The 26,262-nt window shown below is 61.8% G+C and carries 23 protein-coding genes and 2 pseudogenes; 16 read left to right on the forward strand and 9 right to left on the reverse strand.

All coding sequences use genetic code 11. The features are described 5' to 3' along the window. Positions 1-36: 36 nt before the first annotated feature. Complete coding sequence (locus tag MXF70_RS01900) at positions 37-423, reverse strand: DUF7344 domain-containing protein (RefSeq protein WP_248516918.1); 387 nt, start codon at positions 421-423, stop codon at positions 37-39. Positions 424-1,106: 683 nt separating this feature from the next. Here MXF70_RS01900 and MXF70_RS01905 point away from each other — a divergent pair. Beyond that, a complete protein-coding gene (locus MXF70_RS01905; RefSeq protein ID WP_248516919.1) occupies positions 1,107-1,916 on the forward strand; it encodes a nucleotidyltransferase domain-containing protein in 810 nt (269 codons plus the stop codon). Further along, entirely contained in the window at positions 1,909-2,418 is a 510-nt protein-coding gene (locus tag MXF70_RS01910; protein WP_248516920.1) for a DUF8154 family protein, read from the forward strand. Before MXF70_RS01905 ends, MXF70_RS01910 begins: the two co-directional genes overlap by 8 nt. 245 nt (positions 2,419-2,663) lie before the next feature. Here MXF70_RS01910 and MXF70_RS01915 read toward each other — a convergent pair whose 3' ends face one another. Both MXF70_RS01915 and MXF70_RS01920 read right to left on the reverse strand, forming a co-directional pair. Then, positions 2,664-4,178 (reverse strand): right-handed parallel beta-helix repeat-containing protein, encoded by a 1,515-nt coding sequence (locus MXF70_RS01915; RefSeq protein WP_248516921.1) that lies wholly within the window; start codon positions 4,176-4,178, stop codon positions 2,664-2,666. Positions 4,179-4,271: 93 nt separating this feature from the next. Then, positions 4,272-4,442 (reverse strand): hypothetical protein, encoded by a 171-nt coding sequence (locus tag MXF70_RS01920; protein WP_248516923.1) that lies wholly within the window; start codon positions 4,440-4,442, stop codon positions 4,272-4,274. Positions 4,443-4,504: 62 nt separating this feature from the next. Between MXF70_RS01920 and MXF70_RS01925 the strand changes: the two genes are divergently transcribed. From MXF70_RS01925 to MXF70_RS01950, 5 genes and pseudogenes are all read left to right on the forward strand, one after another. Next, positions 4,505-4,702, forward strand: coding sequence for a hypothetical protein (locus MXF70_RS01925; RefSeq protein WP_248516924.1), 198 nt, complete (start codon positions 4,505-4,507; stop codon positions 4,700-4,702). 130 nt (positions 4,703-4,832) lie between these two features. Then, positions 4,833-5,639 carry an ABC transporter ATP-binding protein gene (locus MXF70_RS01930; RefSeq protein ID WP_248516925.1) on the forward strand — a complete coding sequence of 269 codons (807 nt, stop codon included), beginning with the start codon at positions 4,833-4,835 and terminating at the stop codon, positions 5,637-5,639. A gap of 107 nt (positions 5,640-5,746) precedes the next feature. After that, positions 5,747-7,315, forward strand: coding sequence for a hypothetical protein (locus MXF70_RS01935; RefSeq protein ID WP_248516926.1), 1,569 nt, complete (start codon positions 5,747-5,749; stop codon positions 7,313-7,315). Positions 7,316-7,514: 199 nt separating this feature from the next. Beyond that, a pseudogene (locus MXF70_RS01940) lies at positions 7,515-9,779 on the forward strand (hybrid sensor histidine kinase/response regulator). 213 nt (positions 9,780-9,992) lie between these two features. Next, entirely contained in the window at positions 9,993-10,388 is a 396-nt protein-coding gene (locus MXF70_RS01950; RefSeq protein ID WP_248516930.1) for a MarR family transcriptional regulator, read from the forward strand. Positions 10,389-10,486: 98 nt separating this feature from the next. Here the strand turns inward: MXF70_RS01950 and MXF70_RS01955 are convergent, their stop codons facing one another. Next, the gene (locus tag MXF70_RS01955; RefSeq protein ID WP_248516932.1) at positions 10,487-10,816 is read right to left on the reverse strand and encodes a DUF8065 family protein; all 330 of its coding nucleotides are present in this window, start codon (positions 10,814-10,816) and stop codon (positions 10,487-10,489) included. A 104-nt stretch (positions 10,817-10,920) separates the two neighbouring features. On the opposite strand from MXF70_RS01955, the gene MXF70_RS01960 reads away from it, so the two are divergent. From MXF70_RS01960 to MXF70_RS01980, 5 genes are all read left to right on the forward strand, one after another. Next, a complete protein-coding gene (locus tag MXF70_RS01960; protein ID WP_248516934.1) occupies positions 10,921-11,136 on the forward strand; it encodes a hypothetical protein in 216 nt (71 codons plus the stop codon). Positions 11,137-11,284: 148 nt separating this feature from the next. Beyond that, positions 11,285-11,977: a nucleotidyltransferase domain-containing protein gene (locus MXF70_RS01965; RefSeq protein ID WP_248516936.1), complete on the forward strand. Its 693-nt coding sequence runs from the start codon at positions 11,285-11,287 to the stop codon at positions 11,975-11,977. Next, positions 11,970-12,479, forward strand: a complete 510-nt coding sequence (locus MXF70_RS01970; protein ID WP_248516938.1) for a DUF8154 family protein — start codon at positions 11,970-11,972, stop codon at positions 12,477-12,479. The genes MXF70_RS01965 and MXF70_RS01970 overlap by 8 nt, the downstream gene beginning before the upstream one ends. Positions 12,480-13,351: 872 nt before the next feature. Further along, positions 13,352-13,753, forward strand: a complete 402-nt coding sequence (locus MXF70_RS01975) for a hypothetical protein (protein ID WP_248516939.1) — start codon at positions 13,352-13,354, stop codon at positions 13,751-13,753. After that, on the forward strand, positions 13,746-14,339 hold the full coding sequence (locus tag MXF70_RS01980) for a hypothetical protein (RefSeq protein WP_248516940.1): 594 nt from the start codon (positions 13,746-13,748) through the stop codon (positions 14,337-14,339). Before MXF70_RS01975 ends, MXF70_RS01980 begins: the two co-directional genes overlap by 8 nt. A 646-nt stretch (positions 14,340-14,985) precedes the next feature. Here the strand turns inward: MXF70_RS01980 and MXF70_RS01985 are convergent. The 4 genes and pseudogenes from MXF70_RS01985 to MXF70_RS02000 form a co-directional block, all read right to left on the reverse strand. Then, positions 14,986-15,477: pseudogene (locus MXF70_RS01985) on the reverse strand (PAS domain S-box protein); the annotation flags it as partial. Between the two features lie 331 nt (positions 15,478-15,808). After that, on the reverse strand, positions 15,809-16,495 hold the full coding sequence (locus MXF70_RS01990) for a class I SAM-dependent methyltransferase (protein ID WP_248516942.1): 687 nt from the start codon (positions 16,493-16,495) through the stop codon (positions 15,809-15,811). Positions 16,496-17,477: 982 nt separating this feature from the next. After that, positions 17,478-18,527: a hypothetical protein gene (locus MXF70_RS01995; RefSeq protein WP_248516944.1), complete on the reverse strand. Its 1,050-nt coding sequence runs from the start codon at positions 18,525-18,527 to the stop codon at positions 17,478-17,480. Positions 18,528-19,014: 487 nt separating this feature from the next. Continuing rightward, on the reverse strand, positions 19,015-21,762 hold the full coding sequence (locus MXF70_RS02000; protein WP_248516945.1) for an ATP-dependent helicase: 2,748 nt from the start codon (positions 21,760-21,762) through the stop codon (positions 19,015-19,017). A 220-nt stretch (positions 21,763-21,982) separates the two neighbouring features. On the opposite strand from MXF70_RS02000, the gene MXF70_RS02005 reads away from it, so the two are divergent. The 4 genes from MXF70_RS02005 to purM all read left to right on the forward strand — a co-directional run bounded on the left by MXF70_RS02005 (position 21,983) and on the right by purM (position 24,840). Then, complete coding sequence (locus tag MXF70_RS02005; protein WP_248516946.1) at positions 21,983-22,891, forward strand: DUF3267 domain-containing protein; 909 nt, start codon at positions 21,983-21,985, stop codon at positions 22,889-22,891. 68 nt (positions 22,892-22,959) lie between these two features. Further along, positions 22,960-23,250 carry a UPF0175 family protein gene (locus MXF70_RS02010; protein ID WP_248516948.1) on the forward strand — a complete coding sequence of 97 codons (291 nt, stop codon included), beginning with the start codon at positions 22,960-22,962 and terminating at the stop codon, positions 23,248-23,250. Between the two features lie 3 nt (positions 23,251-23,253). Beyond that, positions 23,254-23,763 carry a PIN domain-containing protein gene (locus tag MXF70_RS02015; RefSeq protein WP_248516950.1) on the forward strand — a complete coding sequence of 170 codons (510 nt, stop codon included), beginning with the start codon at positions 23,254-23,256 and terminating at the stop codon, positions 23,761-23,763. A gap of 48 nt (positions 23,764-23,811) precedes the next feature. Beyond that, positions 23,812-24,840: a phosphoribosylformylglycinamidine cyclo-ligase gene (gene purM / locus MXF70_RS02020; RefSeq protein ID WP_248516951.1), complete on the forward strand. Its 1,029-nt coding sequence runs from the start codon at positions 23,812-23,814 to the stop codon at positions 24,838-24,840. 456 nt (positions 24,841-25,296) lie between these two features. Here the strand turns inward: purM and MXF70_RS02025 are convergent, their stop codons facing one another. Then, entirely contained in the window at positions 25,297-26,127 is an 831-nt protein-coding gene (locus MXF70_RS02025; RefSeq protein WP_248516952.1) for a ZIP family metal transporter, read from the reverse strand. Positions 26,128-26,262 lie beyond the last annotated feature (135 nt).

The raw sequence follows: 26,262 nt of genomic DNA on the forward strand, positions 1-26,262 counted from the left end.
CCACTGCGATGCAGCCATCAAGTTGCTTCACCGAGTTTAGGCGTTGCAGGCGAGCGTGAGCAATGCGTCGGCGACCGCGTTGAAGGAATCACCGCGCCGCAGTCGTTTTCGACCCTTCTTATATTCGAGGATCTCGTCCTCATCTAGCTCTGGGAGATGCGTTTGAGTAAGGGAATTCCGAACGCTGCGATATGGTTTGCCCGTGGCGCTGTCGGCCGGGCAATCGTCTTCGATGCCTGTGATCCACCGCGCAACCTCGCTTGGTGATACCCACTCATCCTCGCGTTTGCCAAGCAGGTAAAGCACAAGGAGCTGGCGTCGCCGGTTGCTCAAGACCCAACAAATCGTGAGCACCCTGTCTTCATCGACCGTCTCTTCGAGATAGTCGCTCGTGCGGTCGAACGGCGACGGCGCGGTTACCATCGCTGCACCCCCGGCGTTGCGGCTCGCGTGTCGCGGTGATGCAGTCGTCCGAGATGCCGGTGTGACTGCCTGCTGGTGTTGTGAACGGTACTTTCTTGCTGCTGAAATGTGTAGATACACATGGGTTTGAGGCGCAACCCAACGGTCAGGTGCTACAACACCTGTCCGACCACGAAAACCAACGTGATTGCGTTGGTTTTCTGTGCAATGCGATCATTGGTGGCCGGTTTCCGTTGAATCGCAACTAAGCATGGGAGTGTTATCCTATTAAAGGTGTGTAAAGTTACTCGATCTAGCCAGTTGAAATTCGGTGATGGTCGAGCGATTTCATCGAGAGTGTCAGGTCGGTGTTGGTAAACACTCGGTGCAACGGGTGATTGCGGTGTTGCGACGATGCATCACTGAGAATCCCGGATTCAGACTGTGTACAGCCGAATTGGCGAAACCGCACAGCGTCGACACGCAACGGCCACGTATTGACCATCATTGCCGCCCTTCACTCCAACGGGGTGGGCGCCTGCCGTGGTGGGCAGGCCCGACACGCCACCCAAAGTACGAAGAGAGTGAGTGCGAAGCGACTCCCACCCCGCTTCTACACAACCCGACTGTGCCGCAGCTGCCCTGGACCAGCAGCTCCGAGAATCGTTATAAAGTATATATATCCGGGAGTTCTATCACGCCGTATGAGGAATAACAGTTCGGCACAGGACCTAAGTGATGCTCCCGACCCAGAGAGCGGTCTGTCCATTGAACTTGCACTCCCCATTCGAGATTCTGACCTCTTCAAGCACAGTGCGACGACGCACATCCTCAGTTTCCTTAGCGACAACCCCGACATCAACGTCTCAATCCGACAACTCTCAACGGTTGTTCCCCTCAGCGAGCGGGCGACACGTGAGGCCGTCAACGTTCTTGAAGCGAATTCACTCGTCGAGACGTTCCATAAAGGCAATGCACGCCGTGTCCACATCAACAGAGATCGACTCGATAACCCAGACGATCCGATACGCAGCATCCCACAAACACAGTTCCAAACACCCGTGCGTATCGCCCGTCAGTATATCGAAGACGAACTTGAAGACGTACTGGGAATCATTCTCTTCGGAAGCGTTGCTCGGGGAGAAGCCGACCGCCAATCGGATATTGACCTCTGGGTCCTCGTCGACGGGGACCACATGCAGCAACGACACGAGGCAAACAGACTCGCAAAACACCTCGAGGGGCTCCAGATCCCACCGACCATCGCAGTGGCAGATGCACGGAGCGCCAATTTCGAAAGCCGCTGGGACGATATGAAGGAGATATTGGAAGCGGACGAGCAAGACTGGGCATCCGCACAACGGCATTCCTTCGAAATCCTCGTTGAGACGCCACAATCGATCATCAGCCAATCGGATCAGGTAGACGCCGAGAAACTGTTCGGGAGGGGGATTACCCTCCTCTCTTCGGAGACACTCGACCGAACCAAACTGGAGGTGCTCGGTCATGAGTGATCCTGCCGAATTGCTTGACGAAATTTCGACGGCCGAGGATGCCTTCGGACACGCTCACGGCCAACCGACGTTTGAGCCCACCCTAAATGCCGGTTCTGATGCCAGTGACGGTGAAGTCCAGATACAGAAAGCCTGCCGCCTCATCGACCTGACGAACAGAATCGATGAACTGGGCGAGTACTACGGAGCAATCCTTGAGCATTCGTTCATTACTATCGAACACACGCTACAAGGATACCTGCTGGCGATGACCGGGACTGACGCGAGGGAGCTACGGGATCATACGTCGCCCTACGAGTTCGCGAAAGGGCAAGTTCCGTTTGAAGATACCACCATCGAATCGCTCAAAACCCTGTACGAGGCACGCCGGACGGAACACTACTACGGGACGACCGTCACGACGGAGGGACAGGCTACTGCGATGCGGAGGGTAGCCACGAATGTCCATGATCACATCGTCGAATTTGACCCACAACTCGAGCGGTACTGTCAGTGTTATTGAAGAACCACTCCGGTTACAATCTTGGTGTCGGAGACTTCCGCGTGCTCATCGAATTGGGACAAGGACAACGCGGTGATCTACGCCATCGAAGCGTTCGAGCGGAAGAAGGAGTACCGCGGACTCGGCACGTATCGGGAGAAATGGGGTCGAAGCGAGACGAAAAGTAGGAGGTCAAGTTCGTCGACGAAGAGCGGTTCGAACGCCGATCACGGGTAGCGGGAAGTCCCCGTGGCTACGCGTCGCCGTCAAGGAGAGCACGTAGTGTCGTTGTCACTAATCAGGTTCCCCGAGGAAGCTCCGTCGACGATGATCTGGTCGGGCCCGTTGTTCTCACAGACCGTGTTCCGGACGACGATGTTGCCGTCGGCGTCAACGAGTCGGATCCCGCCCGCGTTCCCGGTGAACGAGTTGTCGCGTGCGGTGTTCTCGAAGAGCACGTTCTCCGCCGTTTCGACCAGTTCGATCCCGGGTCCATCTGCGTTGCTGTTGGCCGTGTTCTCGACCAGCACGTTGCCCGACCCGTGCTCGATCCGGATGCCGACGGTTTCAGCGCCGTTGGCCACGTTCCCCCGGAGGACGCTGTCGGTGACGTCCAGAAGTTCGAAGCCCGCGAAGCTCGTGGCAGCGTTGTCGACCATGACGAGTCCATCGGCGTTCGAGATCTGCAGCCCACGGAGCCCCAAGTCGGCTGACTCGAACAGGTTGTTTCGGAAGACGGCGCGGTCGGATGCCTGGACCAGGCCGCCGAACCGAAATCCAGTGAACGTGTTGCCGGCGAGGAGCGCGTCGGCTGAGTCTCGCAGCACCACTCCATCGGTCCGGTCGTCGTTGCCCGTCGTCTCTTCGATGCCGCCGCCCTCGATCGAGCTGTGTAAAACCACTGCGTCCGGTGCCGACACGAACCGTGCGCCCTCGCGGCCGGCGTAAATCTCGACGGCCCTGACTGTGCAGCCGGCGGCCCCGTCGACATCGAGTCCGATCGTGCGGTCGTCGACCGGTTCGTCCTCGAACACCCGATCCCCATTCTCGAGCGTAGCTCCCTGTAGGAGTGTGCGGTCACCGAGGACCTGCACGCACACGTCCCAGCTGACCGCCGAGAGGTTCCGGACGACGGCGTCGTCGCCGGTCACCTGGAGTCCCACGCCACCGTCTGTTCCGCCTTCGATCGCGTATCCCCGGCCGTCGAGGACCACGTCGTTGGCCGCGATCTCGAGGCAGACGTCCGGATCGCCGCCCGTTAGGTCGCCGTCGAGTACGTAGTACCCAGGCTCCTCGATGGTGGTACACGTCGTGACGACCTTCGGGTCGCTACCTACCCCACCGTATGGATCCGAGAGCCGTGCGGCGAGTTCGCACGCGTCGACGGGATTGCCGGTGTCCCAGAGTTCGAGATCGGCGCAGTCCCCGCCGGTGACCTCGAACGTGATCAGGTCGCCCTCGTAGGCGAACACGTCGTACCCGCCGTTCACGGCACCCGTCACGGACCCGTCCTCGATCTCTGTCCCGCGGTCGGCCGAGACGCTACCGTCCGGTAAATCGAGGTTAGGGGCGTGGTCCAGCACCGTCACATCGCCGCTGGCTTCGAAGGCGTATTCGACGCGTTTCCCGTACGGACAGTGGAACGCGAGCGTACTGGGACTGTCGTCAGCGTTGGCGGTACCGATGCCGGACGCTAGCCCCGCGAGTGATCCGCCGAGGAGTAGTCGTGCTGCGGTACGTCTGCTGAAGGCCGTTGCCGGCCCATCGGAGTAGGTTGCCATGGGTCGATCTCTCCCTAATGCGACTACCAGGGAGTGGAACATTGATCGTCAACGAGCATGAAGGCAGCCGACTGTTCGTGGGGTAGAGAGCTTCTAACACCTGTTAGTGGCCATTGCATACCAGTCGGCAGCCGGCTGCTGATCGCAATAGGTCGCTCGATACTCTCGGTGAAACCGGCCGGTGCCGAGGGCAACGACGGTCACGACCCGCTCCGCGTCCTGGCCGAGCTTGCGGCAGTAGTCGGCGAGGATCACCCCGGTCATCTCGACACACAACAATCGGACGCCATCTAAAGGTCCTTGAGCCCGGCCACTGCGCCGGGCTCATGAAACGCCTCGACGAGAGCGTGGATCCGACGGACAGCCACCCGATGACCCGCGGCGTAATACGCGAGCGCCTAGAACACTGCCGCGATGCCAAGGTCGTACTGAGTGGCGACGGAGAGTTGACTAAAATTAGCGAGGCGCAAGCCTCGCCCTTCAGGGCGGAGAGGAGGTCAAAGTTGGCCTCGAGGGTGAGATAGTGCGCGTGGTCGATACCAGACCTGAAAGGCCGCTGTTCCAGTCCTCCTGCAACTGGTCCCGGGCGTTTTGCACTGAGAGTTTGTGGTCTGTGCAGGTATATTTAGGAGGAGCGTGTTGGGTCGGACACTTGTGAGTGGGAGTGGCTCTGTGGGTGACGGTGGGGTGGCGATCGAGGCGCGAGGCCTCACGAAACACTTCGGTGACGTGGTGGCGGTCGAGGGCCTGGACCTGTCGGTCGAGCAGGGTGCAGTGTACGGGTTTCTCGGGCCGAACGGATCGGGGAAGACGACGACGATGCGCATGTTGACGACGCTCACGCGGCCGTCGGCGGGCGAGGCGCGGATCATGGGCGTCGACGTGAGCGATCGGGAGCGTTTGATCGAGCACGTCGGGTACTTGCCGGAGGAACCGCCGTTGTTCGATGAGCTGACGGGCCGGGAGCAGTTGCGGCACGTGGCTGCGTTGCACGATATCCCGCAGGACGTCGCGACGGAGCGGATCCGGGCGTACCTGGACCGGTTCGACTTGGTTGACGCAGCTGACCGGGCGATCGACGGGTACTCGACGGGGATGCGGAAGAAGGTCGGGTTGGTGCAGGCGATTCTGCATGACCCGTCGGTGTTGTTTCTGGATGAGCCGACGAGCGGGCTGGATCCGCGGGCGGCACGGACAGTGAAGGACATCATCGCGGAGTCCGCCGGCGGAGATACGACGATTTTCCTGTCGACGCACATCCTGTCGGTCGTCGACGAGCTCGCGGATACGGTCGGTGTGTTGCATGACGGCCGGCTGGTCGCTGAGGGGGCGCCGGCGGCGTTGAAGGAGCGTGCAGAGGCAGGTGCTGGCGGGTCGTTGGAGGACGTGTTCCTCGAGGTCACGGCGGATCACGCCGAGGAGCACGCTGCGGCCGAGCGTGCCGGCGGCGTGGGTGAGTGACAATGCGGCGTGTGGATCGCGCAGGACGGTTGGCGTGGATCGACGTGCTGCGGATGCTGCGCAAGCACAGTGATTGGCGGCGGGGATCGTCGATTCTAGCGGTCGTAATGTACGCGGTGATCCTGGTTGTCGGGACGGCGGCCGGTGCGTACGCTGGGTATCGGCTCGGCGGGGTCGTAGTCGGTGACGGGTCGGTGTTCGGGGTCGAGGAGTTCCCGCTAGAGGTTGTTGGCGGGATCGCTGCGTTGCTGTGGCTTGTGGTGACTGTGATTTTCGTGACGCGTGCTGTTGGGGAGCGTGGGACGCTTGCGCAGCCGGAGGCGGTGTTGACGATCGTGCCGACGTGGGAGGCTCTGGTTGGTGTGTACGTCGCGGAGTGTGCGTACGTGGCGATGTGGGTGTTGGGCCCGGCGGCCGGGGCCGGTGCCGGGCTCGCAGTCGGGACCGGCGCGCTGACGCCGGTGGTTGCGGTGCCGGTTGCCCTGTTACTGGCGGGGTGGTCGACTGTGGCCGTCGGGTACCCGGTCGGGCTGACCGTCAGGCACGTCGCGTTACGGTTCCCGTTCGTCGCGCGGCACAAGTCGGGGGTCGTCGTCGCGGCGTTCCTCGTGTACTTCGTCTTGATATCGGCGGGCGCGTTGAATGAGGCGATGGTAACGTTGTTCGAGCCGATGCAGTCCTCGCCGATGGCGTGGTTCGCGGACCTCGCGTTCCTCGGCACGCCGGGCGTTGACGCGTCGCCGGTGCAGGCTGTCGGCGCTGCCGTGTTCGCGGTCGTGGTCGTCGGGGTCGGCGTGGTGGCGGGGACTCGCGTCGCGGATACGCACTGGTTTTCGGATCCGGTGCTCGCCGGTGAGGAACCAGAAGAGTCGGTGAGTGTCGACGGGTCTGGGGCGTCCAGCGTCGAGGAGTGGATAGAGGGTGTCTTCGGGCGGCGGACCGGGACGCTGATCGTCGTGTCGTGGCGCCGCGTGGTGCGGGCACCGATGAAGGTGCTGTACGCGTTTTTCCCGGTGTTCTTCATCACCGGGATGGTCGCGGAGATCGTCCAAACCGGTGATGTGCCGGCGTTCTTCCCGTACCTGGTCGTTGTGATCGCGGCGTGGGCTGCCGGCGTGATTTTCACGTTGAACCCGCTGGGCGATCAGGGAGCGGTGTTGACATCGACGCTCCTGTCCGGGGTGGACGGCCGGACGTTCGTGCACGCGCACATGATCGCGGGGCTGGTCGTGGCGATCCCGATCGGGACTGTGGTGACTGGTGTGCTCGCGGTGTTGAGCCCGGTTGAGACGCGGACGGTCGTGGCGTTAACGGCGGCGACGCCGGTGTTGATGGTGCTCGCTGCGGTGGTGTCGGTCGGGATCGGCATGGCGTTCCCGCGGTTCGATGAAGTGAACGTGACCCGGTCGATGACGACTGTGCTGCCGAGTCGCTGGGCGTTCGTGCTGTTCACCGCGTACTTATTCCTCACCGCAGCAGCGGCTGGTGTGACGTACGAGGAGGCGGTGCGGGAACTCGCCGCAGTGTTGCTCTCGTTCGTGTTGCCGTTCGGGATCGATGTCGCGCCAGGTACGTTGTTCTCGGCGAGCGTCGTGGTGCTCGCGGTCGCCGTCGTTGCGCCGGTCGTTGCGTACCGGTCGGCGGTTCGACGGTTCGACGAATACACGCTCGCATGATTCAGTGCGGGCTCGATACCAGGCACCGGAGCGAGCTGATCGACGGCGGACTCGCGTGATGGACGTGCTGTCGTCACGACGATCGTGGCGTCGAGCATTCTCGACGGTACTGGCCGCCGTTGTATCGGGGGTGTCGCCCCGGGGTCCGACTCATGGTTTTTGAATCTGGGCATGAAAAAGCGTTCAATGGCACGAATCTATGACTAAGGGGAACGATACCATCACAGTCCTCCATGTCGACGATGACACGGCATTCACCGAGTTAGCTGGTCAGTTCCTCGAGCGGCACGACGATCGGATCTCTGTCCGGACGGCTGACAGTGCGTCGGCTGGGCTCGACGTTCTCGCTTCCGACCAGGTCGAGTGCGTCGTTTCGGACTACGAGATGCCGGGAACAGACGGGCTCGAATTTCTCGATATCGTCCGAGAGGAGCATCCGGACCTCCCGTTTCTCCTGTACACCGGGAAAGGGTCGGAAGAAGTTGCGAGCGAGGCGATCTCCGCCGGCGTGACGGATTATCTGCAGAAAGAAACAGGGACGGACCAGTACGCTGTGCTCGCCAACCGGATCACGAATGCTGTCGAGGCCACTCGTGCCCAGCGCGAACGGCACCGGCAACTCGACGCGATCGAGAGTGCACAAGAGGGGATCAGCATCCTCAACGAAGACGAGAAATTCATCTACGTCAATCGAGCGTACGCGGACCTCTATGGGTACGACCCGGAGGAGTTCATCGGGAATCACTGGGAAATGCTGTATCTCAAAGAGGACCTGCCGCGGATCCGGGAAGAGATCATCCCTGCTGTCGACGAACACGGCCACTGGCACGGGACGACGACCGGCGTCCGTGCTGACGGGAGCACGTTCCTCGAAGATCACGTTCTTTCTCGGACGGACCGTGGCGAGCTCGTCTGCACGGTCCGCGACGACACTGAGCGGCAAGAGCGTGAGCAGGAACTCTTGCGTTCCAAGCGGGCGATGGACGAGGCACCAATCGGAATCTCGATCACCGATCCTGCCCAAGAAGACAATCCGCTCATCTACGTGAACTCCAGCTTCGAGGAGTTGACCGGGTACTCCGAGGAGTCCGCAGTCGGGCGGAACTGTCGCTTTCTGCAGGGAGAGCGAACAGATCCTGATCGAGTCTCGGTGTTACGCGAAGCAATCGAGAACCGTGAACGCGCCACCGTCGAGCTTCGAAACTACCGGAAGGATGGTTCCGAGTTCTGGAATCAGGTATCGATCGCACCCGTGTACGACGAGGAGGGAGTTGTTCAGAACTTCGTCGGGTTCCAGCAGGATGTCACTGAGCGGAAGGAGCGGGAACGCAGGCTCGAAGCGCTCAACACGTCGACGCAGTCGTTGATGGCGGCGGATTCGAAGGACGACGTCGCCAGGATTGGTGTCGACACTGCGAAGAAGGTTCTCGGGCTCGATGCCAACGCCATCCATTTCGTCGATGACAGTAAGACCAAACTCGAACCGGTCGCTGTCACCGACACCGCCATCGAGTACGTCGGTGAGATTCCGACGTTGACTCCTGGAGACAGTATCGGTTGGCGAGCGTTCGAGACGGGCGAGGCGACTGCGATTGACGATGTCCGCTCTGACCCTGACGTTCACAACCCGGACACGCCGGTTCGAAGCGAGATGCTGCTTCCACTGGGTGAGTACGGGATCCTCATCGCCGGGTCGAAGACGCCAGCAGCGTTCACCGATCAAGATATTGTCCTGGGAGAGATTCTCGCGGGTAACATCGCGAGCGCTCTCGAGCAGGTGGAACGAACCGAACGATTGCGGTCGAACGAGCGTGAGCTCGAACGGTAGAACGATCGCCTCGAGGAGTTCGCGAGCGTTGTGTCTCACGACCTCCGGAATCCGCTGTCGGTTGCAATGGGTCGTGTTGACCTCGCCAGAGAGGAACGGGACGTTGACCATCTGGATGATGCCGCTCAGGCTCTCGAGCGGATGCGAACCCTCATCGATGACTTGCTGACCCTCGCGCGGGAAGGGGCGTCGCCAGACGACATCACAACGGTTGACATTCGCGAACTTGTCGAGGATTGCTGGAACACGGTGGATACTCGAGCTGCAACACTCATCAACGAGATCGACGGTGACGTGGACGCTGACGAGGGCCGCCTCCGGCAGCTCTTCGAGAACCTCATTCGGAACGCAGTTGAACACGGCGGCGAGGACGTAACGGTTCGAATCGGGGCGATGCCGGACGGATTCTACGTCGAGGACGACGGCCCGGGGATTCCGGAACAAGATCGCTCGCACGTGTTCGATGCCGGGTTCTCGACAGCAAACGACGGGACCAGATTCGGATTAAGCATCGTCAACCGTGTGGTGGAGGCACACGGGTGGGAAATCCGTGTTACGGATGGGGAGGCAGGTGGTGCGCGGTTCGAGATCACCGGCGTGGACGTGGACTCTGATGACGGAGACGCCGCGCACTAACGCGGGAAGTAGTCGCTTCGGAGGCCATCTGGCGTCGTCAGAGAGCCCTTAGACGATCCGCTACGGGTACGCCTATTGAACCCACACAGAGTAGGATGACTGGTCGCTCGTTGAACGTCGACAGGAGGATGTACCGCGAGTTGATTGCGACTCCGACACGATACTGAATCCAGCCGACTAAGTACTACAACCGACTACACACGACTACAACACATGCCGGTTCCGCTCGACGAACACGAACCCGATGTCGACCTCACGCCCGTCACGACGAAATCCGACATCGTGGCGTTCCTCTACCGGAACCCCGAGTACGGGTACCGGCCGGCAGAGATCAGAGCCGAACTCGATATCCCACGGGGAACCGCGACAACGACGCTGAAACGCCTCCATGACGACGGGTACGTCGGGAAAACGACCGACAGTCACTATCACGCGCTCGATCGTCGGGACGATCTCAGCCGGTACGTCACCTCCCTCGAGCAACTCGACCGCATGTTCGCCGAACGAGGGGAACCGGATGGCACTGGCGCGACGCCAACCGAGGTCGATGAAGCCGAGCTCGAGGCGGAAGTCGAAGCGTTAGAAGCGTCGCTCGATCGCGACACGTAGCCGTTTGATCAGCCACAAAGTCCCGTGGGGTATCACCCCCGGTTATTGAGTGACCTCGTTGCGTGACATCCTCCCTGCCCTTCCGCGCGGGGAGGAGGTCATTCCTGGAGCAAGCCGTCTGTATCGATCTTTTTGGCTGCCTCGAAGGCCTCGCGTTCCCGCTCGATTTCTTCGATCCCATCCCCGATCAGGACGTCGGCAACAGCGTCGGAGATATCACCGTTCTTGTACCGCTGGTGCAACGCGATCTTCTCCTCATCTGAGAGCGTTTCCCGAAGAGTATCTCGCAGCCCCTTCCGGGCGAGTTCGCTGATATTGATCCCGCCGAGGCGCAGCTGATCGACCACCTGCGCGGCTTTTTCCTCAGTCTCGGCCCGGAACTCGACTTTGTCGTTCCCAGCCATTCCAATGGAACCGACTTTCTCCACGAGTATGGAGGTTGTGACGAGTCCTCCGTTTCATGACCATCCCGCCGGGCTCAACAACATCATGGTGATCTTCGCCGGACTGATCCTCACCAGGGGTCTGGGAGGTGGACTGGATCCGCGCCGCGGGCGGCATCACCGGAGATCACACGGGAGCGAAAAGGCTCGCTTCGGCGATCGACGCGACCGTCGTCACCTTCGCGATCCTCACTGCAATCGGTGTCGGCCTGGGCGGCCGCGCAGTCTGCGGGTTGCTGCTGGGCGAATTGGTGATTGGACGCCATCGCTGCTCAACGTGGCTGCCAACGCTGCAGGAGCGATGATGGCGATCGCCTCGTATGCTCTCGAACGACAGTGCTAGATTGTCCGACTGGCGAGTGGCTTTGACGTCATGCAGTGAAACTCTGTTCCGACGGGACACAAACAATCCCTGTATAAAGTTTAAGTGTATAGAACAACAATTCGTTTACAATGATAACGGATCCGAACACCAACTCGAAAGGCGGAACGTCGATCATCCTCGACATTCCGACACCCGATCAACGGCTATTCAGGAGCGAAACCGTGCACGAACTCCTCCACTTCCTCAGCCGCAACCCCGGCAGATCGTTCTCGATATCGGAGCTCGCGACGTCAATCGAGTTCTCCCGGCCAGCAGTCACGAAGGCCACCGATACGCTCGTCGCGAACGATCTGGCTGTAGAGCAGCGAGAAGGAACGCGGCGACTAGTACAGGTCAACAGGGAACGACTGTCCGTCTCCGACGATCCGTTTCTGCAGATACCCCAGGGAGCGTTCCACGACCCAGTCCGAACTGCAACGAATTCGCTGACCAAGGAACTAGAAGGCATCCTAGCGATCGTCCTGTACGGAAGTGTCGCACGCGGTGAGGCCGACAGGCGGAGCGATATCGATCTGTGGGTACTGGTCGACGAACACAGAATGGAAAATCAACGGCGAGCGAACCGAATCAGATCGGATCTCGAGGACGAAACCTTCGACGAGAGCCGATACGAGTTCGACGTCGACGTGGAGAGCCTTCCCGCCGTTACGAACTACGCTGCCGAAATCAGGCGGATCCTCAGAGATGGCATCACCCTCTACAAAACTGAAGCGTTCGATCGCGTTCAGGAAACAATCATTCACGGTGAAGTTGATGAGTAATGAATCCGATCCAGGCGCGGTGACGGACGCTCTCGCAGCCGCCATCGACGCGTTCAATGAGGAAGGACATGGTGCTCCGACTCCCGAACGGCAGATCGATATCGATGCAGAGTGGAAGACTCAACTAACCAAAGGCTGTCGCCTCCTCCGCGTTCTTGCTAATATCGACGGAAAAGGGTATTTCACCGCCGAAATCGAGCTTTGTTTTGGGGCGATAGAGCGGTCGTTGGAAGCGTTCGCATTGGCAGAAGGTGGAGACGAGCTACGAGAGTTCCACGACCACACGTACTGCTACGAGCGCGCAGGAGAACTCGGGCTGCTATCCCGTTCTACGGCGGAGACACTCGCTGAACTGTACACGGACAATCGAGCAGACAGTTATTATGGCGGCAGACGGCCAACCGGAAACCAGGCTAAAGCAATGCACGCGCTCGCCGAGGCACTCCACCACTATACCAAGAACCAAATCCGAGCGGGTGGCGTCTGCGCCTGTGATTCCTAGGTCAGTTATCCGAAGGCTGGTGACAGTCGACCGGGTCTGACGGTCGTTCTCACCCGCTACAGGCGGAGCAGGCCGAGTGCCTCGGGAGCGTCCGGAAAACGGAAATATTCCGTACTCACGAGCAGCTTCAATTCTCGATCGACATGCCCCGGGGCGATTCACCGCTGGCGCCGACGACGGTGATCCGGGCGAACGGTCTCTGTAGTATTCGATGACATGTCCTCTATGAGGATGGTGCCACGGCCGCTGATCAGGTCACTGGGTTCACCACCCGTGATTGCAACGAGTGATTACGGTTTTGAGACGCCCGTCAGCGGAAACGGTTGAATAAAGCGGTGTGCGGGCGGTTTGACAACGTCACGCAGCGTCGATATGCAACGGCCCAATATTGACCATTATCGCGGCCGTTCACCCGAACGGGGCGGGCGCCTGTCGTGGTGGACAGGACCCACACACCACCCGTGGTGGGAAACATCAGAGAGTGAGTGACTTCCGCCCCTTTCTAAACTCACCGACCGTGCTGAAGAGTAGACGTCAGAAGTGACCCGTCGCGGTACTGGCCCCGAACCGGTCTGTACTCAGTGTGGTCCACCTTGGTCTTCACTCCAACTCCGGTGTGGGGGTGGTGAGTGGATTCAGTACATCTTCACTCAAACTCCGGTGTGCCCCTTCCAGGGTCTTCACTCCAACTCCGGTGTGGGGGTAGGTGAGGTGATTCGGTACATCTTCATTCCAACTCCGTCCAGGAGTCGCGTACTCAACTGAACATCGCCAATCCAGTGATCGAACGGTAGCCCCGACCCTCACGACTCCACGACAGGCCCCGAAGCCAACACCATCGTTATTGATGTGTAGATTCTACACATACACCAATGACATCGGAGAAAACCCGCGTCGACTTCAACGCGCCCGCCCCACTCGTTGAACGAGCAGATGCGGTTGCTGATATTCTCGACGTCTCTCGAACGCGTCTTCTCATCGAGGCCCTCGAAGACGCGCTAGCAGAACTGACGACTGACGAGGAGTTCCGACGCCAGCTACAGGATGCGTACTACTCAGACCGTATCGATTTCGAGACGGTGGATGCCGTACTGGGCCGAGAAGAGGCCGTGCGCATGAAACTGCTCCGAGCGTCTCTCGACCGCTCCCCGCCAGAACCCACGCTCGCTGGCGATCTTCCGACCGGCAAAGCATTCTACGAAGGAGAGCCGGCGACGTGGGCTCCGGAAGAGTCAGCACCCACCCACGACGGCCAACCGGACGCCGATGGATGAGCAACCAGTTTGCGTCGTCGATACGAACGCCCTCGTCAACCTTGCCACCCCGGTCGTCGATAGGCGACCGGTAGCACCGACTGGTGAAGACCCGCTCAGAGCCCTGCTTAGGGCCTACGATGTGCACGTCCCTGCGAGTGTGCCCAGGGAACTCGCCACGATGACCGGCGACGACAAACTCTTGTCCGCAGCAGCATCGCTTGTCCTGCAAGTGAGTCATCGACTCAACGTTGAGGATGTAAGAGATCAATTCGACGAATCACTCGAGAACGGGCTTGATCGGGTCGAGTCGGAATGTATCTGGTTGGCCAACGACCGTTCTGCGGACTGTTTCGTTACGGACGAGTTCAACACGTCGAACTACCTTTTCGTGGATGTGATGCTCAACGAGCGAAATTCGCTGTTCACGACGCCACATATTCTCTGCTCGCTTGCAAACAACGAGATACTCTCTACGGAATACGTCGATATGCTACTCACGTACTTCACCGAGTCGAAGCACTGGGACGAACAGTATACTGCGCTGCTTCGATCTCACCACTTGCACGATTCATACTGGTCGCTTGGATCGAGAATTCGCGAATAGACCAAATAAAGATCGAACGGATGAGAGAGTCTGTGACTGGATTTGAAGAGTTTACACTCGTACTGAGGTGTGTCGTCGAAGGGTGAGAACAAGTGCGGAGCGTTGAGTCATTCATCCAAAACGAGGCGCCCATAGCCAGCACCTGTCGGAGCAAAGCTGGCGCACGGAAGCCAGCACTTGCTCACCGAGTCGAACGGAGGTATCTTTCGTAGAGAGATCGGGAGATCGACCACATGTTCACGAACACCCAGTCCCAGTGAACTGTCCCTGTGGAGCCGCCGAGTTCGCAATCAGCCCGCAGGCCCGTACGCGGTGTCGATGCGCGGCTCACCCCTCCGACGCAACGACCCATTGCAAGCCCAGAACCCAAAGCAACGACACAACCCGCAAAACCACCGAACTCGCCCGACAACCGCAACGACACAGTATCGAAGTACACAGCCACACGACCACCCCCATGCACCGACCCAACCACACACCCCGCAGCAACCACAACTAATGCCGCTCAAAGTCAGAATCCGCTGCCATTGCGGAGCCTACGTCAGGTGGCTGTACGACGAAGACGAAGAGGAAATTCACCCCCAACCATTGACTGGGTGTCCAGCAAAGTCCTGCCGAGAATTTCACGAGCTGACCATCCGTCAAATCAGCGGGGAAGAAGAAGACCAGCTTCGAAACAAACTGAAACCCTAACCAACGTCTCGATCCGCCGCTCACCAAACGAGTAGCGCGCTGGACAACGAAGGCCGGGAGAGCGTCGCACTGGTGCCGGCGTTCGAAGCCCGTTCGGAGTGAGAGAACGACAGAGCAGCCTGGCTACTCGTCGGCCGATCCCGACGACACCGACGATCGTCCCGGCATCTTCGGCGGGCACACCTAGATACTCGTCTGGAAGCACCCCGTCGTCGCTGATCACGAGATCGGCTTCCACGACGACTCGCTCACCATCCTCGAGAATCCGCTCGATTTCGCCTTCGATCTCGGCATTCGTATCGTCGTCGAACAGATCCATCGGCGACAACTCCCGAATTTCCAAGGAGGAAGAGTACCCGGTGACCGTCTCGAACCGGTCGTTCCACCGAACGTACGTGAAGTCGTCGTCGATGACGGAGAACAGGGAATCTGCCGAGTTCAACGCCGACTCGAGGAACGGTTACTCGCGGCGAAACGCAGCTTCGCGAATGCACACCGCGTAGTGAACACGTAGCTCGAACTGAAGTATCGCCGTCGCGAAAACCCCCATCGTCACCGATCCCGATGAGTCTGACTGGCCACGATCGTTGCGTGCGCGCTGCTACGACCCTCACCGCTGCGACCCTCCCAGCGAGGGAACAAGCGGGAGAAACACCGGTGAAGAGCGAGTGGTCAAAGTACGCTGCCGATCCACGGAAAGAGCGATCGGAATAGCAGGATCCGCGTTCAGTACAAGCGCAGGAGCTACCAGTTGAGAACTGCCAAGCAGCCCGAAATCAACGAGGAATTTCACCAGTCATAACATAATAATCATGTTGGGGCTCCCGGCCCCAGAGCACCGAATCCATGAGCTCGTCGTGCCCATACTCGACGGCCTGCAGGCCTGCGTCGACGAGGACCTCGCGCATTTCCTCAGGCGGTTTCCCGTCGTACAACGGGAGATCGCCGTGGACCGCCTCGTATTCATCCCACGGTTCAGCGTGGTCCCAGTAGCCCTCAATCAGCAAAATTCGCCCGCCCGGTTCGACCACCCGTTTCCACTCGCTGAGTGCCGTCTCGGGATTCGGAAGGGTCCAAACGAGATGGCGAGCCGTCACCAGGTCAAACGCGTTGTCAGGAAGCGCGAGCGCCTCTGCATCACCACGATAGAACGCAACCGGCAGATCTGCACGCCGGGCCTTCACGCGGGCACGCTCGAGCATCTCCGGAGCGAAATCCACCCCGATCACAGCATGACCCAGTTCTGCCAATAATATCGAGACAACGCCCGTCCCACAGCCGACATCGAGTACGGCAAGAGAGTCGTCGCCGGCCCACTCACGCAACACTGCCAGCCAACGGTCGTGTTGCTCGGCAGAGTGAATGCCGTGTTGGCTTTCCCCATCGAACGTCGCTGCCCGGCCATTCCAATGCTGTTGGACGAGCTCTTTGACCGTTTCATCGGCCCGGTCTGACTCCGTCATGAATGGCCCCTCACTCCTAATAGTCACCCTGCTGCTTCGACAAGAATCTGAGGGACAGAACAATGCAACGCCCACCAACCCCGACTCACCGCCGCCCAGAGAGCCTCACCACTGTCCCCCTGCAACGGAGAGTCCTTCGACAGTCGATCCGGCGCCTCAACACTCGCTGCAACGGCGGGCTGCCCCTCGAAGACACACCAGTCACTCACCCGGCTGAGTCACTCACAGCAGCGAGCCAACGCGCCATATCTCCCCCAGTAAACAGACCGCTGCGATAGAACTGCACCACCCGCAATCCCCACGCCACAATCACCCCTCCGGAACGGTCGGCCTGTGAATCCGGTCGCCGTGATCACCGCACGAGCGTTCTCCCCGCTGTTCCCCTCGGCCCTCCTCCTCGCACTGTGTAACTCGGCCTCGCGTCACTCAACGGCTCTACACACACATTCACACAACCCGTTACGCAGATTCACACGCAGCTCACACGGGTGAACCGCGTGAGTACAATCCACAAAAACCCCGTAATCAACTAGATTGCTGTCCCTCACACCCCACCTACACCGTCAAACGCACCCAAATACACACCCATCTCACACACGACTCACCAGGCTACTCGGGGACAGGCAACACTCCAAAAAACGGCCAACCGACAATAATCAGAAACACAGCAAAACCCCACTGCATCAGCCTGCGCCGCCACAATCCCAAGTACACCATACTCCAGCCGCAACACACTCGCACCACTCACAAGCCTCGCACCTACCAGGGCTCACCGCTCACCCACGCAGTGCTTGCTCCAAACGCAGTCACTGACACTCGCCTTGCACAGCCTCACAAGCGGTACTGAGACAAGGCTCACAAGCCACTTGCTCCACAGGTCGCCCCGCAGTCGCTCGCCTCACAACCCCCCAGATCCACTGAAAAACCCGCACTCAATCCAATCCACCAAACATCCTACCACAACAGTGGCCGCCCAGACCAGTCACCACTTCCCATTCGCATCATAATGCTCGATGAACCAATCAGCAACCACCTCCGGCCCAGCCTCGAACACACCAGTGATCGTCTGCGCCAAATCACCCGCCTCACCACGACCCTCATTCAACGATTTGCTCCGCCACAACTTCCGCGTCACCGCCGCAGCCGAAACATTCGAATACGGCTTGCTAAACACACCACCATCCAACGAGTACTCACCGGCATTAGACAGCATATTGAAAAACCGGCACATCGTCCCACGATCCTCAAACACCCACAGCACATTCCGATCCGACGCGCTGTACGCACGCCACTTCGCCGTCCACTGCGCAGAATTATGCGTATCCGTCAACACCTCAACGCTCCAATCAGGCCAATCACCACGCCGTCGAATCACTAAATCCGCGACCTCACCATCACCCCCCGACGACGGGTAAAACTCCACACCAGCACACCACGCCAACATACCCAACGACGCAGCAGCAACCTCAACACCCTTCCGGTGCAGCAACAACTCATTCGGATCCCCGAAAATCGGCCCGTCCGCCCCCTCGCCAGCCCACTCCGGCCGCAAATCCAACGCCTCCACACGCGGCCGAAACATATCACGAATCGCCCGCAACGCCGTCTCACTCAACACCCAATCGATCTTCCGCCGACAAATATACTCCTCGCGCAACAACCCGCGCTCCAACAACTCATCATGCGCAGGCTCATGCCATCGATACTCCTCCGACTCCCACGCCCGAAACATCTCCTCCATCCGCATCTCGTGATCGGTCCCCATCCGATACTGCTCGCCATCAATCCCCAGCGGCTTCCCATTATACCACCACGCCGCCAAAAACAAAATGTCCACCTGCTCCGCGTTCAACTCATAATACCTCGCTTGCTCAGGGTAATCCAATGCCATCACCTCCTCATCCTGAACTGCCCGGTAAATAGCTACGCAAACCACCGACGCCCCACCCGCAGCAACAGACACCCTCCGAAAAACCACGCCTGCAATACGACAACCGAAAAAACAAAAACACAATGTCACCACCACGATCACCGCCGAACCCCGCCTTCCAGCGCGGCAGACCAACGTGAGGCAACCCAACAACGCCACCCACAACCCACACCACCAGACCACCACATCAATCGCCCACGCCCCACACCACCCACCAACCCTCAAGAAAACAAGTCAAAAAACAAAAACAACAACACCACTCAGCCACTGACCGAAGCACTAGCCACCCCATGGGGGAGACAACAATCTGGATGATTACGAGGAATTCAAAAGCCTCTAGTTGGCTTCTTCAAACACTCTGGTTGCTCTGAATCTGCGTATTGGCCTAAGACAAGGGTGTGTAGAGTTGGTGGCGGACGTTCGACGGCATCATACACAGATCGTATCGAATTTGTTAGATGTATTTGCCTAGTTTGGTCGGTCGTTCAGCAGGTAGAGTAGATTGATAATATGATCGTACCGGAACCGATCCCCGAAAGTTCGACGCGCGTCTCCGCCGATAGCCGCCCACGCCAGCGGGCCCCGCGGATCAGTCCTCGCCAGTCAGCGCCGCCGACCGCGATTCGTCTCCGATCTCCGCCATCACCCGCTCGTGGAACTCCTGTAACACTGCGCTCTCGTCTTCGGCCAGCACCACGTCACTGGCCGCGAGCGTCGCCAGACCGAAGGCAGCGGGCGAGGGCGTGTCGACGGTGAACTGCTCGATCGTCAGATCGCCGGCCTGCACGCGCTGGCAGGCCCACTCGATGCCAGCGACGTGGAGTTTGTCCTCGAGGATCTCGCGGTAGGTCTCCTCGATGACGGCGAACTCCTCGAGCCCCTCGGCGAAGGAGAGCAACATTTCACTGGAGACCTGCTGCTCGCTCGCGGATTTTTCATAGCCCTTGTACCGTTTCAGGATGAGCAGCGAGCGCGTCGCGTTGATTCTGAAGTAACGCTGGAGGAGGTCGGTACCCTCGAGCGACGCCCGGAGATCCTCGCGAACCGCTGCGGGGTCGAGGTCCTCGAGCAGCCCCTGGAGGTCGACCTTCCGGTTCAGCGGCATCGAGAGGGTAAAGCCGGTGTCCGCGACCGCGATCGAGACGTTCGCACCGGTCACCTGCGCACAGCGGTAGGCGAGCAGGCGCGAGAGTCCGTCGTTGAACCGCCGGCCGTAGCAGGAGCGGACGTGGTAGTGCCGGCTGTAATCGTCCTGGTCGCGTTCGACCTCGACGACGAGCCGGTCCGGCGTGCTGACGCTCTCCGCCCCGGCGAACTCGAGTTGCGTTTCGAAGAAGCGCACCAGCGCCCTGACGGTGTTGTCGTCGAGCGGGAACTCCCGGAGCCACGTCCGGGCCGCTGCTGGCCCCCGGTTCTCGAGGACCTCGGTCAGGGACTGCTGGAAAGTCAGGATCTCCCGGCCGAGGTCGAAGGAGAGGGGCAGGCGTTCGGAGTACCAGGAGGGCACCGTCGGCCGCGAACTCGTCGGATCGACGTACACCTTCGAGCCGCGCCGGTAGCGGTACTCGAAACGATCGCCACCGAGGACGAACACGTCGCCGGGATCGAGCGTGTCGAGGTAGCCCTCGTCGAGCTGGCCGACCCACTCGTCGCTCCCGCGAGTCACCACCTGGCAGGTGAACGAATCCGGGATCGTCCCGATGTTCGTCATGTAGATGACGCGCGCCAGCCGGCCGCGTTTCCCGATCAGCCGCCGGCCGACGTCGTACTCCTCGTAGTGGTGCGGGCCGTCCGGCGGGTCGTTCTCGTCCCGCCAGATCTTCGCGTAGACGTTCCGGTCTTCCAGGTCGTCGTACTCGGCGCGGAGATAGCGCACGAGCTGCTCCCACTGGGCGTCGTCGTAGTTCCGGTAGGGATAGGCGCTACGCAGGATCCCGACGACCTCCGACTCGGGCCGGGGGCCGTTGATCGCCATCCCGTAGACCTGCTGGGCGGCGACGTCCTGGGGGTTCTCCGGAATCGAGACGGAGTCGACGAACCCCTCCTCGGCCTTCTTGAGCATGACCGCACACTCGATCAGCTCGTCGCGATCGAGCGCGATCATCCGCCCGGTCACGGTCTGCCCGACGCGGTGGCCGGCCCGCCCGACGCGCTGGAGCAGCTCCGCGACCGACTTCGGCGAGCCGACCTGCACGACCATGTCCACGTGGGGCATGTCGATCCCCAGCGCGAGGCTCGTCGAGGAGGTGACCACGTCGAGGTCGCCGTCCTTGAGCCCCTGCTCGATCCCTTCCCGTCGCTCCCGGGAGAGGCTGCCGTGGTGACAGCCAGAGCTCTCCTCGTCGTACGCGTCGTAGCGTTCGCGGAGGGTCTGCAGCACGCGCTCGGCGCCCGACCGGGTGTTCGTGAAGACGATCGTGTTGGTGTTGGCGCCGATGAGTTCGTGCAAGCGGTCGTAGAAGCGGCCGGTAACTGCCTCCCGCGGCGTCCCGATCAGGTCGTCGGTCGGACACTCGAGCGCGAGGTCGAACTCCCGGGCGAAGCGGGTGTCGACGATCTCGACGTCACGGTGGGGACCGCCCGGTTCTCGCTGCCCGACGAGGAACTCACCCACCGCTTCCAGGGGCTCGATCGTCGCCGAGCAGCCGATCCGCGTGGGCGAGCCGTGGGCGAGGTGTTCGAGCCGCTCCAGCGAGACCGAGAGGTGGGTGCCACGCTTGCCGTCGGCGAGCGCGTGGATTTCGTCGACGATCACGTACTCGACCGAGCGCAGTTTCTCCTTGAACTTCGGCGAGTTCAGCAAGATCGCGAGCGTCTCCGGTGTCGTGTTGAGGATGTGGGGCGTCTCCTCGAGCATCCGCTGTCGCGCGGCGTCGTCGGTGTCGCCGTGGCGGATCGCGTGGCGGATCTCGACGGGATCGTCGTCCTGTGCGGCCAGTTCGTCGCTGATCCCCTCGAGTGGCTCCGTGAGGTTTCGGTGGATGTCGTTGGCCAGTGACTTCAGCGGCGAGACGTACAGACAGTAGACCTCGTTGTCGAGCCGGTCTGCCCGTCCTTTCCGGATCAGGTCGTCGATGACGGCCGTGAACGAGGCGAGCGTCTTGCCCGAACCGGTCGGCGCGCAGATGAGCGCGTTCTCGCCGTCGAGCACGTGCGGGATCGCCTCCTCCTGTGGCGGCGTGAAGAAGCCGCCGTTCTCGGGGACGAACTCGCCGAACTCCCGGATCCACCACTGGCGCACCGCAGGGTCGAGCCGATCGAGGAGATCGGCGTCGGACACCCGGTGCTCCTCGGGGTCGAATCCGGTCGCGGCGGCGAAGCCGTCCCGCCAGTCCATCGAGACGTGTTCGGGGTTCGATGGGTAAGACGATTCGCCCCCCGGAGTGGAAGTGATACACGCAGGTGGGAACCATCCGCAGACGGCGTGTAGGGAGCGGGTATCGAGCTGACCGCAATGCGGAGGCGATCTGGTCACAGCGAGAGAAATTGGACGCTGTCGAAGTGGCGCGCACGCGACCGTCGGCCCCTATTTTGTACCCGTGGGTCGTAGGATGCCTGTGAGCACGGAGACCGAAACCGACTCCGCGACGGTGCTCGCCGACCTCGAACTCTCCCGGAGCCTCACGATCCAGTGGGCGGTCGTCGGGACGATGGGCGTCGGCGTCGCACTCGGCGCGTTCAGCGCCATCTACCAGCTGGCGACCGGCGAGACGGCGTCGTACGTTCCCATCTCTGGCGGGGTCGAGTGGTGGATCGGCCCGCTGACCGCCCTCGCGGTGATCGCTCTCACGATCGCCATTATCGTCCCCCACGAGTGGCTGCACGGCCTGGCGATCCGGTACTACGGCGGCGAGCCGCGCTACGGCGTCGGCCTCGCCCACTTCGTTCTCCCGTACGCGTACGCGACGACCGACCACCGGTTCAGCCGGAACGAGTTCGTCGTCGTGGCGCTGACGCCGCTGATCGTCGTGACGTTGATCGGCGTCCCACTGATGGTGATCTTCGAGTGGGGCTGGCTCGCTCTTCCGCTCGCGGCGAACGCTGGCGGCGCAGTCGGCGATCTGTGGATGGCGATGGTGTTGCTCGGCTACCCATCGCACGTCCAGGCCGAGGACCATACGACGGGAATTCGCATCCTCGGTCGGCCGGGCGACGAGCCGCGCGACCTGCCGATGACGCGGGCGGCCTGGGACGCACTGGTCGGCGCGGCCGTCGTGACGATCGGCACCCTCGTCGTCCTGAGCCTCGGTGGTCTGTTCGTCCTCGACGCGATCGGCGCCGAATCGTTCACCGCCGGAACGCCGGGGACGCCGACCTTCCTCTTCGAGTACGTCAACACGCCCGAGGAAATCTCCGTCAGCGTCGGCTCTGGCGTGCTGGTGCTGGGCGCGCTCCTCGGGCTGTGCTACTCCTTCGTCCGGAGCTATCTGCGGGTGCGAACGCCCGCCCCCTGGGAGGGAGCGTGAGTCGGTTGCGCTAGCTCGGCCGCCGTGCCTCCACAACGTTTGTATACATTGCAGACATTGTAAACAACATGGGGACGATCTCCGCTCGCGTACCGGACGACCTCGAAGACGAACTGGAGGCCTATCTGGAGGCCGAACAGTTCGACCGCAGCACTGCCGTGCGGAAGCTGCTCGCCGAGGGACTCGACTCGTGGCGAAAGGAGCGGGCGCTCGACTTGCTGAAGGCTGGCGAGGTCTCGTTCGCCCGCGCCGCCGAGATCGCCGACGTGTCGGTGTGGGATTTCGCCAAGCTCGCGGAGGAACGAGACGTTACCTGGGTGGGCGGCGACCACCTCGCCGAGGACCTCGACGAGCTCTGAGCAATGTACGTCTTCGATGCGACCCCGCTGATCTACCTCGCGAAAGTCGATCGTCTCTCGCTCGTCCTCGGAACCGTGTCGGAAGCGGTCGTTCCAGAGCACGTCCACCGGGAGGTCGTCGTCGACGGGATCGAGGCGGGGCACGCCGACGCACGACGCGTCGAGCGGGCGATCGACGAAACGGCGCTCCGGGTCGTTCCGGTGTCTGACGCCGATACGTTCGAACGGATCGGCCGGAACGAACGACTGACCGACGCGGACGCCGCAGTCCTCGCCGTCGCAGCCTCGGCAGACGCGATCGCAGTCATGGACGAGCAGTACGGCCGCGACGTCGCCGACGCGGAGGGAATTCCAACGCGCGGGACGGCGTTCCTCGTGCTCCGCGCGCTGCGCGACGACCACATCGACGCCGAGGAAGCCCGGACGATCGTCGACGACATGGTCGACGCAGGCTGGTACTGTGCCCCGGACCTCTACGCGAAACTACTCGCCAAGATCGAGGAGCTTGGCTGACCCACGCGGACCGGAGCGCTTTTGCTCGCGACGACAGCACTCCGAGTCATGACCGAGGACGGGGACGCGGGTGCGAACGGCACTGACGCGGACGACCCGGCGACCGAACCGGGCGAGGAGGGACTCACCTACTCCGACGCGGGCGTCGACATCGGCGAGAGCGAGGCCGCAACGGCCGCGTTGCTCGACGCCGTGGGCAACGTCGTGGACACCGAGTACGCGGGCATGCTCGAGGTCGGCGATCAGTATCTCGCGCTCGCGACCGACGGCGTCGGGACGAAGCTCATGGTCGCGGAGGCGATCGAGGACTACACCACGATCGGTATCGACTGCGTCGCGATGAACGTCAACGACCTCGTCGCGGCCGGCGTGGAGCCACTCGCCTTCGTCGACTACCTCGCCGTCGACGAACCTGGCGAAACCCTCGCCAACGAGATCGGGCAGGGGCTCGCGACGGCCGCCGAAGAGACCGGCATCGCGCTCCTGGGGGGCGAAACCGCAGTCCTGCCGGAGGTCGTCACCGGCTTCGACCTCGCGGGCGCCTGCGTCGGGATGGCCGACCAGGACGCCGTGTTCCCCGGCGAGGCCGAGCCCGGCGACGCGCTCGTCGGCGTGTCCTCCACGGGGATCCACTCGAACGGCCTCACGCTCGCCCGCGAGGCCGCGACGCTCGATCACGAGTACACCGACCCGTTCCCGCCGAACCCCGAGAAGACGATCGGCGAGGTGCTCCTCGAACCGACCGCGCTCTACACTGACCTGCTCGAACCGATGCGCGAGCACGGCGTCCGCGCGGCAGCCCACGTCACCGGCGGCGGCTGGACGAATCTCGAGCGGATGGGCGAGCACCATTTCGAGGTCGACGACCCGTTCGACCCCCAGCCAGTGTTCGAGTTCATTCAGGACTGCGGGAACGTCAGCGACGAGGAGATGCACCGCACGTTCAACATGGGAACCGGCTTCGTCGCCGCGCTACCCGAGGCAGAGGCCGAGGGGCTCGCCGACGCCGTCGACGGCCGCGTGATCGGCCAAGTCGAGGCAGGGAGCGGCGTTGCGATCCGCGGTCTGGAGCTCTAGGGGCGATTTCCGCTTTTTGATCTACTGATAACGCACTGTATGGATCAGCGACGGAGGGTGGATTCTCGGTACCAACAGCCACGAAAGCCCCAGGCCGCCTCATACCTCCCCAGCCTTCTGCGCTGCTCACGTCGCTGGCGCTCGTTGCGCTGCTCGGCCCTCGCACGCTTGGCATCGGCCCCTCGCCCGCTCCGGGGCTCGTGGCCTCGCCAGCGCGCGCTAAGGCGGTCCACCGGGTTCAACGATCGGTGGGTATCCGTCCGGGTGGGGCTTCGGAAGGGGCCGACCGCTCGTCGGATCTGACGACGTAAGCACCGGAGCCGAGCGGAGCGAGGCGAGGAGCGCAACGAGTCAGATTCGTCGAGCGGGAGGGGGCTTCCGTGTGCGGTTGCTGTTCTGTCCAGGAATTCGCGGCTGAACCGATTTGATCACTTCACCCTCACCAGCGACCGCTCACTACCCGAGACTGACGTCCAGAAACAGCATGACGATCGTCCCGACCATGAGCCCCAGCGTCGCGAGGCGCTCGTTGCCCCGAAGGTGGGTCTCGGGAATGATCTCGTCGGAGATGACGAACAGCATGGCGCCGGCGGCGAAGCCCATCGCGTACGGCAGGAGTGGCTCGACCTGCGTGACGGCGACGGCGCCGAGCACGGCGAGTGGGATCTCGACGACGCCCGCTCGCAGCCCCGCGACTGCCGCATAGAAGCGCCGGTCGAGGCCAGCGTTGATCGCGGCGACGGAGACGGCGAGCCCCTCGGGGATGTTCTGGATACCGATGGCGAGCATGAGCGCGAGCCCGTTCTCCACGTCCCCGGAGCCGAAGCCGACGCCGACGGCGAGCCCCTCCGGCATGTTGTGCAGCGTGATCGCGAGGATGAAGAGGACGACTGGCGCGAGCCGCTCCGCGTCGAGGTCGATGTCGTCGGGCGGGTTCGCGGCGTCGGCCCGCCGGCTCCCGGTCAGCAGGTAGTGCGCGTGGGGGACGAGTCGGTCCGCCTGATCGAGGAAGATGGCCCCGAGCGCGACGCCGACGAGCGTCGGAATCGGATCGCCACCGGAGTACTGCTCGATGCCCGGGATGATGAGACTCGTGAAGGCAGCGGCGAGCATCACGCCAGCGGCGAACCCGAGGGCCGCGTCGAGCCCGCGCTGTGTGGGGTTTCGCCAGACGAGCACGATCGACGCGCCCAGCAGGTTCAGCCCGGCGATGACGAGCCCGCCGACGAACGCCTGCACGATGGGGTTGTCGCCAACGAGCCGGACGAACGTCTCGGAGAGGCTCATCCCCGGAGCACCTCCAGCGGGGCCGAGGGTACCGACCGGGCCAACCGACCACCGACGCACTCGCGCATTCTTCCGGCGCTACACAGTCCACTGTCAAGAATCCACACGGTCGTATCTGGCGCTGCTGGCGAGAAC

Origin of the sequence: Salinarchaeum laminariae (assembly GCF_023204835.1) — an archaeon.
Classification (GTDB): domain Archaea; phylum Halobacteriota; class Halobacteria; order Halobacteriales; family Salinarchaeaceae; genus Salinarchaeum; species Salinarchaeum laminariae.